19 protein-coding genes, 1 tRNA gene and 1 riboswitch are annotated in these 17,235 nt (G+C 65.4%); of the genes, 11 read left to right on the forward strand and 9 right to left on the reverse strand.

Going from position 1 to position 17,235, the window contains the following annotated elements; genetic code table 11:
* Positions 1–7 precede the first annotated feature (7 nt).
* Positions 8–133, reverse strand: a complete 126-nt coding sequence (gene ykgO / locus DEA8626_RS15935) for a type B 50S ribosomal protein L36 (RefSeq protein WP_105514731.1) — start codon at positions 131–133, stop codon at positions 8–10.
* Between the two features lie 69 nt (positions 134–202).
* Positions 203–277 (reverse strand) — tRNA-Val (locus DEA8626_RS15940).
* 153 nt (positions 278–430) lie between these two features.
* Between DEA8626_RS15940 and DEA8626_RS15945 the strand changes: the two genes are divergently transcribed.
* Complete coding sequence (locus DEA8626_RS15945; protein WP_108854233.1) at positions 431–1,291, forward strand: N-formylglutamate amidohydrolase; 861 nt, start codon at positions 431–433, stop codon at positions 1,289–1,291.
* Positions 1,292–1,294: 3 nt separating this feature from the next.
* Here DEA8626_RS15945 and DEA8626_RS15950 read toward each other — a convergent pair whose 3' ends face one another.
* From DEA8626_RS15950 to DEA8626_RS15960, 3 genes are read right to left on the reverse strand one after another with little or no spacing between them, the layout of a single operon-like run.
* The gene (locus DEA8626_RS15950; protein WP_108854654.1) at positions 1,295–2,257 is read right to left on the reverse strand and encodes a threonine ammonia-lyase; all 963 of its coding nucleotides are present in this window, start codon (positions 2,255–2,257) and stop codon (positions 1,295–1,297) included.
* An 8-nt stretch (positions 2,258–2,265) separates the two neighbouring features.
* Positions 2,266–3,090, reverse strand: a complete 825-nt coding sequence (locus DEA8626_RS15955; RefSeq protein WP_108854234.1) for an alpha/beta fold hydrolase — start codon at positions 3,088–3,090, stop codon at positions 2,266–2,268.
* On the reverse strand, positions 3,087–3,770 hold the full coding sequence (locus DEA8626_RS15960) for a haloacid dehalogenase type II (protein ID WP_108854235.1): 684 nt from the start codon (positions 3,768–3,770) through the stop codon (positions 3,087–3,089). Before DEA8626_RS15960 ends, DEA8626_RS15955 begins: the two co-directional genes overlap by 4 nt.
* Before the next feature lie 176 nt (positions 3,771–3,946).
* Here DEA8626_RS15960 and DEA8626_RS15965 point away from each other — a divergent pair, with 176 nt between their 5' ends.
* Positions 3,947–4,531: a hypothetical protein gene (locus DEA8626_RS15965; protein WP_108854655.1), complete on the forward strand. Its 585-nt coding sequence runs from the start codon at positions 3,947–3,949 to the stop codon at positions 4,529–4,531.
* Between the two features lie 3 nt (positions 4,532–4,534).
* Here the strand turns inward: DEA8626_RS15965 and DEA8626_RS15970 are convergent, their stop codons facing one another.
* The 3 genes from DEA8626_RS15970 to fabA are packed head-to-tail and all read right to left on the reverse strand — an operon-like array spanning position 4,535 to position 7,092.
* Complete coding sequence (locus DEA8626_RS15970) at positions 4,535–5,323, reverse strand: enoyl-ACP reductase FabI (protein WP_108854236.1); 789 nt, start codon at positions 5,321–5,323, stop codon at positions 4,535–4,537.
* A 7-nt stretch (positions 5,324–5,330) separates the two neighbouring features.
* Positions 5,331–6,560 carry a beta-ketoacyl-ACP synthase I gene (fabB, locus tag DEA8626_RS15975; RefSeq protein ID WP_108854237.1) on the reverse strand — a complete coding sequence of 410 codons (1,230 nt, stop codon included), beginning with the start codon at positions 6,558–6,560 and terminating at the stop codon, positions 5,331–5,333.
* 22 nt (positions 6,561–6,582) lie between these two features.
* Positions 6,583–7,092, reverse strand: coding sequence for a bifunctional 3-hydroxydecanoyl-ACP dehydratase/trans-2-decenoyl-ACP isomerase (gene fabA, locus DEA8626_RS15980; protein ID WP_108854238.1), 510 nt, complete (start codon positions 7,090–7,092; stop codon positions 6,583–6,585).
* Positions 7,093–7,247: 155 nt separating this feature from the next.
* On the opposite strand from fabA, the gene irrA reads away from it, so the two are divergent.
* The gene (gene irrA / locus DEA8626_RS15985) at positions 7,248–7,676 is read left to right on the forward strand and encodes an iron response transcriptional regulator IrrA (RefSeq protein WP_281261502.1); all 429 of its coding nucleotides are present in this window, start codon (positions 7,248–7,250) and stop codon (positions 7,674–7,676) included.
* 274 nt (positions 7,677–7,950) lie between these two features.
* Positions 7,951–8,601, forward strand: coding sequence for a DUF1236 domain-containing protein (locus DEA8626_RS15990; protein ID WP_108854239.1), 651 nt, complete (start codon positions 7,951–7,953; stop codon positions 8,599–8,601).
* 81 nt (positions 8,602–8,682) lie between these two features.
* Here DEA8626_RS15990 and DEA8626_RS15995 read toward each other — a convergent pair whose 3' ends face one another.
* Positions 8,683–9,552, reverse strand: a complete 870-nt coding sequence (locus DEA8626_RS15995) for a glycosyltransferase family protein (RefSeq protein WP_108854240.1) — start codon at positions 9,550–9,552, stop codon at positions 8,683–8,685.
* A 132-nt stretch (positions 9,553–9,684) separates the two neighbouring features.
* Here DEA8626_RS15995 and miaB point away from each other — a divergent pair, with 132 nt between their 5' ends.
* From miaB to trmB, 7 genes are all read left to right on the forward strand, one after another.
* Positions 9,685–10,998: a tRNA (N6-isopentenyl adenosine(37)-C2)-methylthiotransferase MiaB gene (miaB, locus tag DEA8626_RS16000; RefSeq protein WP_438502442.1), complete on the forward strand. Its 1,314-nt coding sequence runs from the start codon at positions 9,685–9,687 to the stop codon at positions 10,996–10,998.
* Positions 10,999–11,161: 163 nt separating this feature from the next.
* A complete protein-coding gene (locus tag DEA8626_RS16005) occupies positions 11,162–12,184 on the forward strand; it encodes a PhoH family protein (protein WP_108854241.1) in 1,023 nt (340 codons plus the stop codon).
* Positions 12,168–12,695, forward strand: coding sequence for an rRNA maturation RNase YbeY (ybeY, locus tag DEA8626_RS16010; protein WP_108854658.1), 528 nt, complete (start codon positions 12,168–12,170; stop codon positions 12,693–12,695). The genes DEA8626_RS16005 and ybeY overlap by 17 nt, the downstream gene beginning before the upstream one ends.
* A gap of 19 nt (positions 12,696–12,714) precedes the next feature.
* On the forward strand, positions 12,715–13,602 hold the full coding sequence (locus DEA8626_RS16015; RefSeq protein ID WP_108854242.1) for a hemolysin family protein: 888 nt from the start codon (positions 12,715–12,717) through the stop codon (positions 13,600–13,602).
* Positions 13,603–13,667: 65 nt separating this feature from the next.
* Positions 13,668–15,134 (forward strand): apolipoprotein N-acyltransferase, encoded by a 1,467-nt coding sequence (lnt, locus tag DEA8626_RS16020; RefSeq protein WP_306418113.1) that lies wholly within the window; start codon positions 13,668–13,670, stop codon positions 15,132–15,134.
* 34 nt (positions 15,135–15,168) lie between these two features.
* Positions 15,169–15,218: riboswitch (SAM-SAH riboswitch) on the forward strand.
* A gap of 5 nt (positions 15,219–15,223) precedes the next feature.
* Positions 15,224–16,390 (forward strand): methionine adenosyltransferase, encoded by a 1,167-nt coding sequence (metK, locus tag DEA8626_RS16025; protein ID WP_108854244.1) that lies wholly within the window; start codon positions 15,224–15,226, stop codon positions 16,388–16,390.
* Between the two features lie 68 nt (positions 16,391–16,458).
* Positions 16,459–17,160 (forward strand): tRNA (guanosine(46)-N7)-methyltransferase TrmB, encoded by a 702-nt coding sequence (gene trmB / locus DEA8626_RS16030; RefSeq protein WP_108854245.1) that lies wholly within the window; start codon positions 16,459–16,461, stop codon positions 17,158–17,160.
* The last annotated feature ends 75 nt before the right edge of the window (positions 17,161–17,235 follow it).

Raw genomic sequence — 17,235 nt, forward strand, 5'->3', positions numbered from 1 at the left:
CGAAGCCTCAGCCCTGGCGGGCCTTGAAGCGGCGCTGCGTCTTGTTGATCACGTAAACGCGGCCCTTGCGGCGCACCACCTGACAGTCGCGATGGCGCAACTTCAGCGAGCGGAGCGAGTTCCTGACCTTCATCGGTCTTCTCCTATTCGCGGCGCGCGTCGCGCCTGTTGAAAACTACAACGCCCCCGAATCGGGGGCGGATGGTGGGCGGTACTGGGATCGAACCAGTGGCCACTACGATGTCAACGTAGTGCTCTACCGCTGAGCTAACCGCCCATTCCGTAAACGATTCCGCCGCCCTCAAATCATTAGGTCGCGGGCGGAACCGCGTTGGTTCGTGGGTCTATAAAAGGAGTCGCCGATGCTTTCAAGGGGTTTCAGCGGCGCAGAAAATCCAGCTATAGTGAACTCCATCTCGGAGGAGGGGACATGCGCCCAGCGCCGTATCAGCTGACCATGCCCGAACGGCGCCTGACCGGCGTCGTGTTTGCGTCGCCGCATTCCGGTCGCGACTATTCCGCGAGCTTCCTGCGTGAGACCATCCTAGATCCACGCACCCTCCGGTCGTCAGAGGACGCCTTCGTCGACGACCTTCTTGAAGGCGTCCCGCGCCTGGGCGCGCCGCTCATCGTCGCGCGGGCCCCGAGGGCCTATATCGACCTCAATCGCGCGGCGGATGAACTCGACCCGGCGCTGATCGAGGGGCTCAGGGTTTCGGCCCACAATCCGCGCATCGCCTCGGGCCTTGGCGTCGTGCCGCGCGTGGTCGCGGGCGGGCGCGCGATCTATCGCGGCAAGATGCCGCTTTCCGAGGCGGAGGGACGGATCGAGGCCTGTTGGCGGCCCTACCATACCTGCCTGCGCGAGCTCATGGACAGCGCCCAGGCGATCTTCGGTCAGGCGATCCTGCTCGATATGCATTCGATGCCGCACGAGGCGATGGATGCGGTCGCCGTGTCCGGCGGCAGGCGGCCCGAGATCGTGCTGGGCGACCGTTTCGGCGCGACCGCGTCCTCCCATGTTATCGACCGGGTCGAGGCGGCCTTCGAGGCGGCGGGGCTGCGTACAATGCGCAACGCGCCCTTTGCCGGTGCCTATATCGCGCAGACCTATGGCCGGCCCTCGCGCGGGATGCATGCGATCCAGATCGAGATGGACCGCGCGCTTTACATGAACGAGCACGAGATCCGGCCCAATGGCAATTTTCTGGGCTTCCGCCGCGTGCTGACCGGCATTCTGGCCCAGATCGCCGATATCGGCCGCCAAGACCTGCCTTTAGCTGCCGAGTAGTCTCTAGCCACCGAACCGGTTGAGCGCCTCGATCAAGAGCGCGCGGTCGACATTGCCGCCCGAGGCGACCACGATGACAGTGCCGCCCGCAATCTCGTCGGCGTGATAGAGCGCGGCGGCGAGCGCGACCGCGCCGCCGGGTTCGAGCACGACGTGAAGCCGCGCGAAGGCCGCCGCCATGGCCGCGAGTGCCTCGTCGTCCGTAACCACGAGACCCGGCCTCGCGAGGCGCTTCAGGATCGGGAATGTGATCTCGCCCGGCGCCGGCGTCAGGATCGCGTCGCAGAGCGATCCGGCGGTGCGATTGTTTCGCTCGATCCCGCCCGAGGCGAGCGAGCGTTTCACGTCGTCGAAACCGTCGGGCTCCACCGGCCGAACGGTGAGGCCCGGCGCCCTTGCCTCGAACGCTAGCGCGATCCCCGACGACAAGCCGCCGCCGCCGCAGGGGACGAGAACCTCGGCCTCGGCCACGTCCTCGCGCCGGGCGTCCTCGGCGATTTCGAGACCGACGGTTCCCTGGCCGGCGATGACCTGCGGCTCGTCGAAGGGACGGATGAGCGTCAGGCCACGCTCCTCGGCGAGCGCCGCACCGATCGCGTCGCGGTTGCCGGTTTCACGGTCGTAGAGCACGACCTCGGCGCCGAGTGCGCGGGTGTTGTCGATCTTCACGCGCGGGGCGTCCGATGGCATCAGGATCACGCAAGGCGCGGCATGGCGGCGCGCGGCGAGCGCCACGCCCTGTGCGTGATTGCCGGAGGAGAACGCGATCACGCCGCGCGCGCGATCGGCCATCGGCAGGGCCGAGACCGCCGACCAGCCACCGCGGAACTTGAACGAGCCGGTATGCTGGATGCATTCAGGCTTCACGAGAACCCGCCGTCCTGCAATGTCGTCGAGGAATGGGGAGGAGAGAAGAGGGGTTCGGATAGCGACGCCCGAGAGACGTTCGGCCGCAGCTTCGATCATGTCGATGTTCACGCGATCCGCTCCAGCCAGGCCCGGACCGCGGTGAGCGCCTCGGGTTCGTCGAGGAACGGAACGTGGCCGCGGCCGGGCACGTCCGCGAAATTCATATCGGGCCTGCGGCGGCGCATCTCGGCGGCGGTCTCTGCCGAAAGCAGGTTGGAGTTCTCACCTCGAACGAGTGCAAGCGGCAGGTCCGCGCAGGCGTCGAACAGGGGCCACAGATCGGCAGGCGGGGCGTCGAATGTGGAAAGGAAGCTGGTGCGCAACTCGGGATCGTAGCGGTTGTGAAGCCCATCCCCGGTCTCGGTGTAGAGGCGTTCAGCGAAGGCGCGCCAGCGCGCCTCGGGCAGGTCGAAGCCCGGCATGGCGTGCGGCAGTTTCGCGACAAGCTCGTCGAACGTCTTCGCGGTCGGGTTGCGGCCGAGATAGCCCTTGATCGTGTCGAGCCCCTCGCGCTCGACCACCGGGCCGACATCGTTGAGGCAGAGTCCGAGAAGCCGAGACTTCGCCGTCGCGGCCAGCGCCAGCCCGATGAGCCCGCCGCGCGACGTGCCGAGGATCGCCGCCTGCTCGATCCCGAGATGGTCGAGAAGCTCCAGCGCATCCTGCGCCTCGCGCGGGATCGTGTAGGTCGCGGCGCCCGTCCATTCCGAGCCGCCGCGCCCGCGATAGTCGGCGCGGATCAGCCGGACATCGCTCAGATGCGGTGCGACGAAGTCGAAGTCGGTGCCCGACCGGGTCAGCCCGGCGAGGCAGAGGACGGGCAGGCCGCCTCCCTCGTCCCGGTAGGCGAGCCGCGCGCCGTCCGAGGCATTGAAATGAAGAAGCGTCATGTGCGGATGAGGTCCGGTATCGTGGTCAGGTCGGTCAGAATGGTGCCGGGGCGGCCGGACAGCCGGTCCATCGGAACGCCAGCGCGATTCACCCAGGCGGTGCGGAAGCCGAATGCGGCCGCCCCCGCCGCGTCCCAGCCGTTCGACGATACGAATAGAACCTGGTCGGGCGTCGTGCCGAAGCGCTTGCCGACCAGCTGATAGACCCGCGCGTCGGGCTTGAAGATGCCGACGCTTTCGACCGACAATGTATCGTCCAGAAGATCCGCGATGCCGGCGGACTTGGCGGCGGCAGAGAGCATGTCGGGCGAGCCGTTGGACAGGATTGCGGTCGCCAATCCCGCCTCTTTCAGCTTCGCGAGCATAGCGGGCACTTCGGGATAGGCTTCCAGTTCCCAGTAGAGCGCGAGCAGGCGTTCGCGCAGGTCGCTATCTTCGATGCCCGCCGCCTCCAGCGCCCAGTCGAGCCCGTCCTGAGTGACGATCCAGAAATCGACGTGATCGCGCATCACGGCACGGAGCCAAGTGTATTCGAGTTGCTTACGGCGCCAGTCCTCGGCGAGCTTTGGCCAGATGTCGGCGAGCTTCTCGCGACCCGGCTCGGCCGCGGCAGCGCGCGCGGCGGCGCTGACATCGAAGAGCGTGCCGTAGGCGTCGAAGATGCAGGTGGTGATGGGCATCGGCGTCCTCCCGCGTTCAGACTGACGTCGTGCGGAGCAGGGGGCAAGGCCGGAAATGCCACGGGCACAAACCAGCGCCGCCACGCCGCGAGGGGGCGGCGCTTGACCGGGGCCGCACACTCTTCGACAGTTGCATGAAGGATGCAGAGTGGCATTCGTTTCGGAAGGATCAGGGCATGGCGACCGCCGTCGAACGGATCAAAGCGACGCTCACCGAATTGCAGGACGAGATGGAGCGGGAGATCGGCGAACGGCGCGAAGCCCTGCGCTACCGCTACGACCGGGGCCGCGTCGTGTTCGAGCGCGAGATTCGCGAGCGTCACAGGGCCGCCCGCGTCGGGTTATCGGACTATCTTCGGAACGCGCGGCTTCTGGTGATCCTGACCGCGCCTGTGATCTACGGGCTCATCGTGCCGTTCGTGTTTCTCGACGTCTGCGTGACGATCTATCAGGCGATCTGTTTTCCGGTCTACCGGATCGAAAGGGTCAGGCGGTCGGATCACATCGCCTTCGATCACCAGCACCTCGCCTATCTGAACGGACACCAGAAGCTCAATTGCCTTTATTGCAGCTATTGCAATGGTTTGATCTCGTATATCCGCGAGATTGCGGCGCGGACGGAGCAGTACTGGTGTCCGATCAAGCACGCGCGCCGATTGGCTGGGCCGCATGAGCGGTACCCGGACTTTGTCGACTACGGAGATGCGGAGGCGTTCAGGAGCCAGACGGAGCCCATGCGGGCGGATCTGCAGCCGCGGTGATGCTCAGAGGTGTTCTGCCTGCGGCATGCCGAGGACGTGGAACCCACCGTCGACGCGGATGATCTCCCCGGTCGTGCAGGCGCCGTGATCCGACAGGAGGTAGACCGCCGTGCCGCCGATCGCCTCGAGCGTGGCGTTGGCGCGCAGGGGCGCGTTCGCCTCGGTATGGCGGAAGGTCGCGCGCGCGCCGCCGATCGCCGCCCCGGCGAGCGTCTTCATTGGCCCAGGCGAGATCGCGTTGACGCGGATCTTCTGCGGGCCGAGGTCGTTCGCGAGATAGCGCGTCGCGCTTTCCAAAGCCGCCTTGGCCACGCCCATCACGTTGTAGTTGGGCGTCACCCGGTTTGAGCCGCCATAAGTGAGCGTGACGAGGCTGCCGCCCTCGGGCATGAGCTCCGAGGCCCGGCGCGCGACGTCGATGAAGGAGAAACACGAGATCGAGAGCGATTTCTGGAAGTTCTCGCGGCTGGTGTTGATGAAGCGGCCGGTCAGCTCGTTCTTGTCGGAATAGGCGATGGCGTGGACGAGAAAGTCCATCGTACCCCAGCGGTCCTTGAGCGCGGCAAAGCAGGCTTCGAGGCTCACGTCGTCGGTCACATCGACATCGACAAGGAAATCCGAGGCGACAGAAGCCGCGAGAGGCTCGACCCGCTTGCCGAAGGCCTCGCCCTGGTACGAGAAAGCGAGTTCCGCCCCCTCGGCCGCGAGCGCCGAGGCGATGCCCCAGGCAATCGACCGTTCGTTCGCGACGCCCATCACGAGGCCGCGCTTGCCTTTCATCAGATCGGCCATGTGAGCCCTACCCCTGATATTTGCTCATGACGAGGGTCGCATTGGTGCCGCCGAAGCCGAAGCTGTTGGAGAGCACGCTGTCGAGTTCCACGCCCTCGCGAAGCTCCGTCACGATCTCGGACGGGTCGAGGGCGGGATCGAGGTCCTTCACGTTGGCCGAGGCCGCGATGAAGTCGCCGTTCATCATCAAGAGCGAGTAGATCGCCTCGTGCACGCCGGTGGCACCCAGCGAATGGCCGGTCAGCGACTTGGTCGAGGCGGTGGGAGGCGTGTTGCCCTTGCCGAAGACGCGGCGGATCGCCTCCATCTCGGTCACGTCGCCGACCGGCGTCGAGGTGCCGTGCGAGTTGATGTAGTCGATCTTGCGCCCTTCGGGCAGAGTCGCGACGGCGAGCCGCATTGAGCGTTCGCCGCCCTCGCCGGAAGGCGCGACCATGTCGTAGCCGTCCGAGGTCGCGCCGTAGCCCGTGACCTCGCCGTAGATCTTCGCGCCGCGCGCCTTGGCGTGTTCCAGCTCCTCGAGCACCACGACGCCACCGCCGCCGGCGATGACAAAGCCGTCCCGGCTTGCGTCATAGGTGCGCGACGCGGTCTCGGGCGCGTCGTTGTATTTCGACGACATCGCGCCCATCGCGTCGAAGAGGCAGGACAGCGTCCAGTCAAGCTCTTCGCCGCCGCCGGCGAAGACGATATCCTGCTTGCCCATCTGAATGAGCTCGGTGCCGTTGCCGATGCAATGGGCCGAAGTCGAGCAGGCCGAGGTGATCGAGTAGTTCACGCCCTTGATCTTGAAGGGCGTGGCGAGGCAGGCTGAGTTCGTGGACGACATGCAGCGCGTGACCATGAAGGGTCCCATTCGCTTGGGGCTGCCCTTTTCGACGACGATCTGATGCGCCAGGAAGAAGTTCGAGGTCGACGGACCGCCCGATCCCATGACGAGGCCCGAGCGATCGTTCGAGACGTCGGACTCCTCGAGCCCGCTATCGGCGATCGCCTGTTCCATCGCGATGAAGTTGTAGGCCGCGCCGGGACCCATGAAGCGCAGGTTGCGCTTGTCGATATGGTCCTCGAGCGTGATCTGCGGCATTCCGTGAACCTGGCTGCGAAAGCCGCGTTCGGCATATTCGGGGGCAAAGACGATCCCAGACTTGCCGGCGCGCAGTGAGGCTTCGGCCTCGGTGACGTTGTTGCCGATCGGCGAGACGATCCCCATTCCGGTGATGACGACTCGTCGCATGGGCGCACTCCTTCTCGTTCGGTCAGCTATCGGAAAGCGCGACCTTCATGTCCTTGACCTGATAGATGGTCTCGCCATCGGCTTCCACCCGGCCATCCGCCACGCCCATCGTGAGGCGCCGAGTCTGCACGGCTTTCGTGAAGTCCACATAATAGGTCAGCATCTTGCGGTCCGGTCGGACCATTCCGGTCAGCTTCACCTCGCCGACGCCAAGCGCGTAGCCGCGCCCTTCCCAGCCGCGCCAGCCGAGGTTGAACCCGGTGAGCTGCCAGAGCCCGTCGAGTCCGAGGCAGCCCGGCATGATCGGATTGCCGGGAAAATGGCAGGCGAAGAACCAGAGGTCGGGATGGATGTCGAACTCGGCCACGACATGGCCCTTGCCGTGTTCGCCGCGGTCCTCAGAGATGTCGGTGATCCGGTCCATCATCAGCATCGGCGGCTCGGGAAGCTGGGCATTGCCGGGCCCGAAAAGCTCGCCCCGGGCGCATTTGAGCAACTCGTCCTTGTCAAAACTGGTCGGATACTTCGCCATCCTGCCCGTCCCCTACCGGCGATCTGTCTACTCACCCTCTATCACCCGGCTCGGGCTCAGGGCAAGAGCGCTAGCCCCGTACCGCCTGGGGCGAAACCGATTGAAATCACACGGCCAATACCCCTATATAATCGGTCCAGAGGGCGCGGGAGACCATGGACGAAAAAATGGATGCAGCGGCAACGAACCGCGGAACGCGCTGGCTGACTCAGGCCGGCGTGAGGCCCACCCGGCAACGGGTTGCGCTGGCGGCGCTTCTGGTGGGCGACGGGCAGGACCGCCACGTCACCGCCGAGAGCCTGCATGCCGCCGCGAGCGGGACAGGGGAGCCGGTATCTCTCGCCACCGTCTACAACACGCTCAGGGCCTTCTGCGAGGCGGGGCTGATCCACGAGATTACGGTCGACGGCTCGCGGTCCTATTTCGACACGCGGCTCGACGACCACCCGCACTTCTTCTGGGAGGAGGAAGGGCGCCTCGTCGATGCCCCGGCCGAGGATCTGGAGATCGCGCGGCTGCCCGACCTGCCAGACGGGGCGGCACTTGCGCGGGTCGACGTAGTGATCCGGCTCAAGCGCAGCTAGATTCCGCCAGCGCTGCGTCGACGCAGTATCCACCGTGAAAACATCGTTATTTCAAACGGTTGATGTGAGGCGTCTTGCGTTTCGGGGCGCTTGGCACGTCGGGATTCCCGCCTGACTCCCGGCATCTTGGCACGATTTTGCCGATCTGCGGCGCATTGGCCGGTTCGCCCGTGGAACGTTATCCGCCCGGCGAAGTTTCAATACCCGTGCGGCCGGTGCGCAATGCGTAAGGGTTGGTGGACCGGTCGCCGGTGTGAAGGATAAGGAGAGTACAATGTTCAGAACGTTTGCTGCAGCCACGGGCGTTGCCGGTCTGCTCGCCTCGGGCGCGGCCATGGCTATGGAAACCACCGCGACAACCGATCTCAACCTGCGCGCTGGCCCGGGCCCGAACTACGCCGTAACCGGCGTCATCCCGGCCCAAGCCGCCGTCGAGGTCGCAGGCTGCATCGACGCCGCGAACTGGTGCCAGGTTAGCTATGACGGCCAAACCGGCTGGTCCTACGGAGACTACCTGGCAACGAAGGTCGGCGACGAGATCGCGTACATTACGGTGGACCGCGCAAAGACCCAGGTTAAGACCGTGGTGCACGAGGATACGAGCGGGCAGTCCGCCGCCATCGTCGGTTCCATGGGGGCCGCCGCCGGCGCGCTGATCGCGGGCCCGGCGGGCGCGGCGGTCGGTCTGGCGGCGGGCGCCGTGACGGGTGGTGTCGCCGATCCGGGCCGGACGGTGACGACATATGTCACCGAACATCCGGTCGACTACGTCTTCCTCGACGGTGAGGTCGTGGTCGGGGCCGGTGTGCCCGAGACCGTGGAAATCTATCCGGTGCCCGAAAGCGAGTTCACCTACGCCTATATCAACGGCGTTCCGATGGTGATCGATCCGGCTGACCGCAGCATCGTTCACATCGTGCGATAGCGAACGCTCACGGATAACGAGTGGCCTTGGTAAAGGAAGCGGCCCGGCATCGCCGGGCCGCCGTCCTGTCCGGGGCGCGGGTCAGAACCATTGCCCCGGCTCCATCAGCCCGAGATCCATGAGCTGCTGCGAGCGCCACTCGAACGGGGCGGAATTGTGCCAAGTGAAATTCCAGATATCGAACATGCTTCCGGGGTTGGTCTTCAGGGCCTTCGCCGTGCGGAACGAGGCGATCGCGGCGGTCAGGTTGTGGTGCCAAGGGCAGGCATAGGTGTTGTATTCCTCGACGTTGAACGTGTGATCCTCGCGCAGGCTGAGGCCCGGCCGCGGGCGGAAGATCGCGATGCGGTCGATGCGCCGGCTCGCCTTTGGAATATGCTCCTCGAACCGCCACCGGAGCCCGCCGAAAAAATCGAGCTGGCGTTCCTTGGGGTGCCCCGTCGCGGGGTCCGGCCGGCCGAGCGCGTAGTAGCCCGACCGGTCGAGCATCGCGTCGTTGAGGTTCACGGCGTTCGGGTCGCGGTCGAGATCCGGAGCGTAAAGGTCGACGACATAGCACAGCATGGCGGCACGCCGTTCCTCGGCATGGAAGGCGAGCATCTCGCCGATTCTGCGGTCCTCGCAGAACGGGAAGAAGAGGTATTCCGCGTTGTAGCAGTAGTAGAGCCACGTGCTTGGCGGAGCGGCGGCGGCCACGGCGTTGACCGCGTCCACGACCTGGTCACGCGCATAGCTGTCGTGGCGCACCCAGTGCGCGGCCTCCTCCGTCTCGGCCGGGATGGCGAGCGCTTCGGGCAGGAAGACGATGACCTCGGCAAAGCCGATATTCGCGTGGTGCCTGACGGACGAGGCGATTTCCACCGCGTCCTCCGCAAAGATCAGCGCGACCGGCCCCTTGGCCAGAAGTTCGGCAGCTCCTGCCAGGAAGTCGTCAAGTGAGGCGAAGGTCATGGCGCTGTCCGCTTGGTCCCCGTCTTCGCGATAGATTTCAGGAACGGCGGGCCGATTGCAAGCGAAGCGCAGTGATTGCGGAATGGGCGGCGTTGCGCTAGGTACCGCGGGTCCGTCAACAGGCGCCTGCCGATGTCCAAGAAGCTCTACATTAAGACCTATGGCTGTCAGATGAACGTCTACGACAGCGAGCGCATGGCCGAGGCCATGGGCGCGGAGGGCTATGTCACGACCGACGTGGCGGAAGAGGCGGACATGGTGCTTCTGAACACCTGCCACATCCGCGAGAAGGCGGCCGAGAAGGTCTATTCCGACCTCGGGCGGCTGAAGCCCCTGAAGGCCGCGAAGCCCGATCTGAAGATCGGCGTGGCCGGTTGTGTGGCGCAGGCCGAGGGCGAGGAGATCTTGCGCCGCATGCCGCTCGTCGATCTCGTCGTCGGGCCGCAGAGCTACCATCGGCTGCCCGCGATGGCGAAAGCGGCGGGCAAGGGCGAAAAGTCGGTCGTGACCGACTTTCCTGAAGAGGCCAAGTTCGACCACCTGCCGGAGCGGCCGAAGGCCGCCGTGCGCCCGACCGCGTTCCTGACCGTGCAGGAAGGCTGCGACAAGTTCTGCGCATTCTGCGTGGTGCCCTATACGCGAGGGGCAGAGGTGTCGCGTCCTGCCGGCCGGATCATGGCCGAGGCGCGGGGGCTGGTGGAAAAGGGAGTGCGCGAGATCACGCTGTTGGGCCAGAACGTCAATGCCTATCATGGGTCTGCGGCGGACGGTGACTGGTCGCTTGCGCGCCTGGCGCGCGAACTCGCGAAGATCGACGGACTCGACCGCATCCGCTACACGACATCGCATCCCAACGACATGGCGGACGACCTCATTGCCGCGCATGGCGAGGAGGAAAAACTCATGCCCTATCTGCATTTGCCGGTGCAGTCGGGGTCGGACCGCATCCTTAAGGCGATGAACCGCAGGCACACGGCTGAGAGCTACATCCGACTGATCGAGAAGATCCGCGCCGCGCGGCCCGACATGCTGATTTCGGGCGACTTCATCGTCGGGTTTCCGGGCGAAACCGATGCGGATTTCGCGGCGACGATGGATCTGATCCGCACCGTGAATTACGGCATGGCCTATTCGTTCAGGTATTCCGCCCGCCCCGGTACGCCCGCAGCCGAGAAGGAGCCGGTGCCCGCCGACGTTGCAGATGCGCGGCTGCAGGAACTGCAGGCGCTTCTGGCCGGACAGCAGCGCGCCGCACAGGAGGCGATGGTGGGGCGTGAAGTCTCGGTCCTCTTTGAAAAGCCGGGTCGCCTGCCGGGTCAGATGGTCGGGAAGTCGGACTATCTGCATGCGGTGCATGTGAAGACCGACGCCAGAACTGGCGAGATCGCGCGGGTGCGTGTCGCGGAAAGCGCGCCGAATTCGCTGGGGGGCGAGATCGTCCGCTGATTGAATCGCGTGTTCAATGCGCAGAGTTGATGCGAATTGGTCACGCGCGTTCAGGCCGGGCAAGGATTTCCTCACTTCCGTGCAATTATCTGCCACTCGCGCTTGCGCTCGGGGCGTTCCGCAGGCACCATTTCTGTATGACTGCCTCTGACAGGAGACTTGCTTGGGCATCAGCGCCTTGACCCCGCCGCCGCATCCCGAAGATCTGCATGAGACTCTTCTGGAATTTTCCGACAACCGGCTTCTGATCGACCTGTGTGGCGAATTCGACCGCAACCTGGCGCAGATCGAACACCAGCTCGGGGTTCACATCCTGAGGCGCGGCAACCAAGTGGCGGTGGTGGGCAGCGTCGAGGCGCGAGGTCGCGCCGCATCCGTTCTGGAAGCCCTCTATGCCAAGCTCGAGACCGGGCGCCCCATCGACGCGGGCGAGATCGACGCCGCGATCCGCATGGGAGAGGGCGGCGCCGTCGACGCCACGAGCCTCGACGAACAGCTCGAGATGTTCCACGGTGGCAAGTTCGAGATCCGCACCCGCAAGAAGCAGATCGAGCCCCGGACCGAGGCCCAGAAGGCCTACGTCAAGAACCTTTTCTCGAACGAACTGGCCTTCGGCATCGGCCCGGCCGGGACCGGCAAGACCTATCTCGCCGTCGCCGTGGGCGTGACGATGCTGATCGGCGGCCATGTCGACCGCATCGTCCTGTCGCGCCCGGCGGTCGAGGCGGGCGAGCGGCTCGGCTTCCTGCCGGGCGACATGAAGGAGAAAGTCGATCCCTACATGCAGCCGCTCTACGACGCGCTGAACGATTTCCTGCCGGCCAAGCAGGTGATCAAGCTCATGGAGGAAAAGCGGATCGAGATCGCACCACTGGCCTTCATGCGCGGCCGCACGCTGTCGAACGCCTTCGTGGTGCTCGACGAGGCGCAGAACGCCACGACCATGCAGATGAAGATGTTCCTCACCCGCCTCGGCGAGGGCAGCCGCATGGTCGTCACCGGCGACCGGACGCAAATCGACCTGCCTAGGGGCGTCCAATCCGGCCTGACGGATGCCGAACGCATCCTAAAGGACGTCAAGGGCGTCGCCTTCAACTACTTCACCGCCAAGGACGTGGTGCGCCACGCGCTCGTGGCCCGCATCATCGAGGCCTATGACCGTGACGACGATGGAGCCACTGGTTGACATATTGATCGAGGAGCCGCGCTGGCAGGACCTCGGGATCGAACGGATCGCTGATCGGGCGGCTCGCGCGACGCTTGACGCTCTGGGTCTCGGGGCCGAGGGGTTCATGATCAGCCTTCTGGCCTGTAGCGACGCCCGCATCGCTGAACTCAACGCCGGTTTCCGCGACAAGCCACAGCCGACAAACGTGCTCTCTTGGCCGTCGGAAGAGCGTGGAGCGGTCGCCGCGGGTGGCCCTCCCGCCGCGCTGTCTCCCGGCGCACCCGAGATGCCCGTAGAGCTTGGCGACATCGCCATCGCCTGTGAGATCTGTGAGCGGGAAGCCGCCGAGCAGGGCAAGACGCTGGAAGACCATGTCACTCACCTGATCGTGCACGGTATCCTGCATCTTCTTGGCTATGATCATGTCCGCGAAGGCGACGCGAGGCTGATGGAGGCGGCCGAGATCGGGATACTTGCCAAACTGGGTGTTACTGACCCATATGAAACTAATGACGCGACAACCGCGTGAGGTGACTGGATAAGGACGAATGGGCGAATCCTCGGACGGGTCTACGATGGCGCAGGACGCGCCCGACTCTTCAGACAGTACGGAGCAGCGCGGCTTCTTCGGACGTATCCTGGAAGCTTTCTCTCCCACGGACGCGGAATCGGAAAGTGCCGACCAAAGGCATTCGGAGCCAACCAGCAGGCCCAACGGCCAAGTCTTGCATGGCATCGGCAACCTGAGACGGATGCGCGTCGAGGACGTGGCGATCCCGAAGGCTGAGATCGTGGCGGTGCCCGTGACCGCCAAACTCGACGAATTGGTCAGCCAGTTCCGCGAATCGGGTTTCTCGCGGCTGCCAGTCTTCAAGGGCACGCTCGACAACCCGCTGGGGCTTATCCATCTCAAGGACCTCGCGCTTCAGCAGGCGTTCACGGATCCCAAGCCGCGATTTGAGTTGCGAAAGATGCTGAGGCCGCTGCTTTACGCGCCGCCGTCGATGCCGATCGGCGTGCTCCTGCAAAAGATGCAGAGCGAGCGGACGCATATGGCGCTTGTCATTGACGAGTATGGCGGCGTCGACGGAATCGTCACGATCGAGGACCTGATCGAGACCGTGCTCGGCGAGATCGAGGATGAACACGACACGTCCGAAAACGGGCTGTGGCAAGAGGAAAAGCCGGGACAGTACATCGTCCAGGCCCGCGCGCCGCTGGATGAGTTCGAAGCCGAGATCGGCGTGAAGCTTGCCGGCGAGGAGGAAGACGAAGAGATCGAGACGCTCGGCGGTCTCGTCTTCATGCTGGTCGGGCGGGTGCCCGCGCGCGGCGAGGTAATTCCACATGACAGCGGCGCCGAGTTCGAGGTGATCGACGCCGATCCGCGCCGCATCAAGCGGCTGCGCGTTCGCTTGGCACAGGCTGCCGCCTGACGATGCGCTTTCGTCCACGTCGGTATTTTGCGCGCGCGCATCGGCCGGGCGCGCGGACTCTCGCGTTGGTCGCGCTGGTGGGTGCGGGCGTCGCGGCGGGGCAGGCGCCATGGGAGCTTTGGTACATCGCGCTGCCGGCGTTCGCCGTGCTCACGGCGATTGTCGCGCGCGAGACGGACCCGCTGCGCACCGTCTGGCTCGGCTGGATCGGCGGTGCGGGCTATTTCGCGGCCACCCTCTTCTGGATCGTCGAGCCGTTTTTCGTCGATGTCGCGCGTCATGGCTGGATGGCGCCCTTTGCGCTCCTGCTCATGGCATTCGGCATGGCGCTCTTCTGGGGTCTTGCGGCGTGGGTCGCATCGCTCGGGCGCGGACCGGGGCTTCGCGCGCTGGGCTTCGCGCTGGGGCTGGTGGCGACGGACCTGGCGCGCGGCTATGTCTTCACGGGCTTTCCTTGGGCGCTTCTTGGCCATGTCTGGATCGGCACGCCGGTGATGCAGGCGGCGGCCTGGGTCGGGCCGGTCGGGCTGAGCCTGGCTTTCGCGGTTCCGGCTGCGCTTCCCATGCTGGGACGCCGCGTGCTGCCCCGGTTTGCGCTTGGCTTCGTCGGCGCGGCTGTGATCGGTGCGCTTTGGTGGGCGGGGACCGAACGGCTTGCCGCGCCGGAGCCGCCGGGCGACCCTTCGATCCGGGTGCGGTTGATCCAGCCCAACGCCGCGCAGGCGCTGAAGTGGCGCGGCGACATGTGGCGCATCTTTCTCGAACGCCAGATGGAGCAGACCGCGCTGCCCGCCGAGAAGCCGCTCGATCTCATCATTTGGCCCGAGAGCGCGATTCCGTTCCTGCTCGAACGCTCCGGTGCGCTCTTCGAGGATATCGCGCGCGCGTCGGGCGGTGTGCCGATGGCGGCGGGCATCCAGCGTGCCGAAGATCTGCGCTATTTCAACAGTCTCGCCTTCGCCGATGGCAGCGGCCGGATCACCGAAGTCTACGACAAGTGGCATCTCGTTCCGTTCGGCGAATATGTCCCGTTCGGCGATCTCTTCGCTCGTGTCGGTATCGCGGCGTTCGCGGCGCAGGCGGGCAACAGCTATTCCGCCGGGCCGGGCGCGCGGATCGTCGATCTCGGGCCGCTCGGAAAGGTCCTGCCGCTTATCTGCTACGAAGCCGTCTTCCCGCAGGATCTGAACGCGGCGGAGGGGCGCGCGGACTGGATATTGCAGGTCACGAACGACGGCTGGTTCGGCAACGTCGCCGGACCGTATCAGCACTTCGCCCAGGCGCGGCTGCGCGCGGTCGAGCAGGGATTGCCGCTTTTGCGGGCGGCCAATACTGGGATCACGGCGGTTATCGATGCGAAGGGGCGTGTGCACCAGTCGCTGGCGCTGAACACCCAAGGCGTGATCGACGCGGACCTGCCGGCGGCGCTACCGCCGACGCCTTACGTGCGGACGGGCGACGTTCCGGCAACAATCTTCGTCGCCGTGGCGCTATTGGCGCTGGGCCTGGGGCGCCGCCGCATATCCGATTGACCCCGACACTCCGTCCGTCTACGGAGGATCGGCAGAACCGCCACAACGGCTTCCTGGCGTGGCGGGGATAACCCTAATGGAGCACTTTCATGAGCCGTCAGAATTACGTCTTCACCTCCGAAAGCGTGTCGGAGGGGCATCCGGACAAGGTCTGCGACCGCATTTCGGACGCCGTCCTCGACGCCTTCCTGTCAGAGGAGCCAAATGCGCGGGTCGCCTGCGAAACTTTCGCGACATCCGGCATGGTGGTGATCGGTGGCGAAGTCGGTCTCTCCGATGAGGAGCGGCTGAAGAACTTCATGGGCCGCATCGGCCAGATCGCCCGCGACTGCATCAAGGATATCGGCTACGAACAGGAGAAGTTCCACTGGAACACCTGTCATGTGCTGAACTTCCTGCACGAACAATCCGCCCATATCGCCCAGGGTGTCGACCGCGACGGGGCGGGAGACCAGGGGATCATGTTCGGCTACGCCGTCGACGAAACGCCCGAGCTGATGCCGGCGCCGATCCAGTATTCCCACGCGATCCTGAGACGCCTCGCCGAGGTCCGCAAATCGGGCAAGGAGCCGTCGCTCAGGCCGGACGCGAAGTCGCAGCTGACGCTGCGCTACGAGGACGGTCAGCCGGTCGAGGTGACGTCGCTGGTGCTGTCGACGCAGCATGCCGACGAAAGCCAGAGCTCGGACGACATCCGCGCCATCGTCGAGCCCTACATTCGCGAAGTGCTGCCCAAAGGTTGGTTGAGCGAGAAGACCGAGTGGTGGGTGAACCCGACGGGCACCTTCGTGATCGGCGGGCCGGACGGCGATGCAGGTCTCACCGGCCGCAAGATCATCGTCGACACCTATGGCGGGGCTGCACCTCATGGCGGCGGCGCGTTTTCGGGCAAGGACCCCACGAAGGTCGACCGCTCGGCCGCCTATGCGGCCCGCTACCTCGCCAAGAACGTGGTCGCGGCCGGCATGGCGCGGCGCTGCACGCTGCAGCTGTCCTACGCGATCGGAGTCGCGAAGCCGTTGTCGATCTATGTCGATACCCACGGCACAGGCGAGGTCGAACCGGATGCGATCGAGGCGGCGGTCGGCAAGGTGATGGACCTCACGCCACGCGGCATCCGCACGCATTTGGAGCTCAACAAGCCGATCTATTCCCGAACGGCGGCCTATGGGCATTTCGGCCGCGAGCCGGACAACGAGGGCGGCTTTTCCTGGGAAAAGACCGATCTGGCCGAAGATCTGAAAAAGGCGGTCTGAGCGGCACGGGCTTGACCCGCGACACCGTCGCGCATTAGAGGCCCCGGATCGAGTTCCGGGGCCTTCGTATGACCGACGACACCAAGACCCAGCACGAATGGCGCAATTTCTACGGCCGCCGCCATGGCAAGACGCTCCGCGAGAGCCAAAAGGCCTATCTCTCGGAAGATCTGGAGGCGCTGCGCCCCCGGGGCGTCACCTTCGAGGAGAATCCGGACCGTGCGCCCATCGACCTCGCCAAGCTGTTCGGCGACGACCGGCCCGTCTGGCTTGAGATCGGCTTTGGTGGAGGCGAGCACATGGTGCACATGGCCGCGCGCTTTCCCGAGGTCGGCATCCTCGGCTGCGAGCCGTTCATCAACGGCGTCGCGATGCTTCTCGGCAAGATCCGCGCTGCGGGGGCTACGAACTTATGCGTCCATCCCGGCGATGTGCGCGATCTGTTCGACGTCCTGCCCAACGGGTCGGTTGAGAAGGTGTTCCTGCTCTACCCGGACCCGTGGCCGAAGAAGCGTCACCATCGCCGCCGCTTCGTGACGCCCGAACATCTCGGGCCCCTGGCCCGCGTGATGAAACCCGGCGCCGAGTTCCGGGTCGCGACCGACATTCCCGACTACGTCCGCCAGACACTCGAAGAAGTGCCGCTTGCGGGCTTTGAACTGGTCGCGGAGGGGTGCGAAGCATGGGCGGGCTGGCTGTCCACGCGCTACGAGCAGAAGGCGCTGCGCGAAGGGCGCGTGCCGCATTACCTCACCTTCCGGCGGCTTTGAGCGCGGCGGGGCCTCCGGCAGGAGTATTTTCGAACGGAAGAAGGACGGGGCATGGACCGTCGCCGGGGCTTGAGC

This window comes from Defluviimonas aquaemixtae, assembly GCF_900302475.1.
GTDB classification, from domain to species: Bacteria; Pseudomonadota; Alphaproteobacteria; order Rhodobacterales; family Rhodobacteraceae; genus Albidovulum; species Albidovulum aquaemixtae.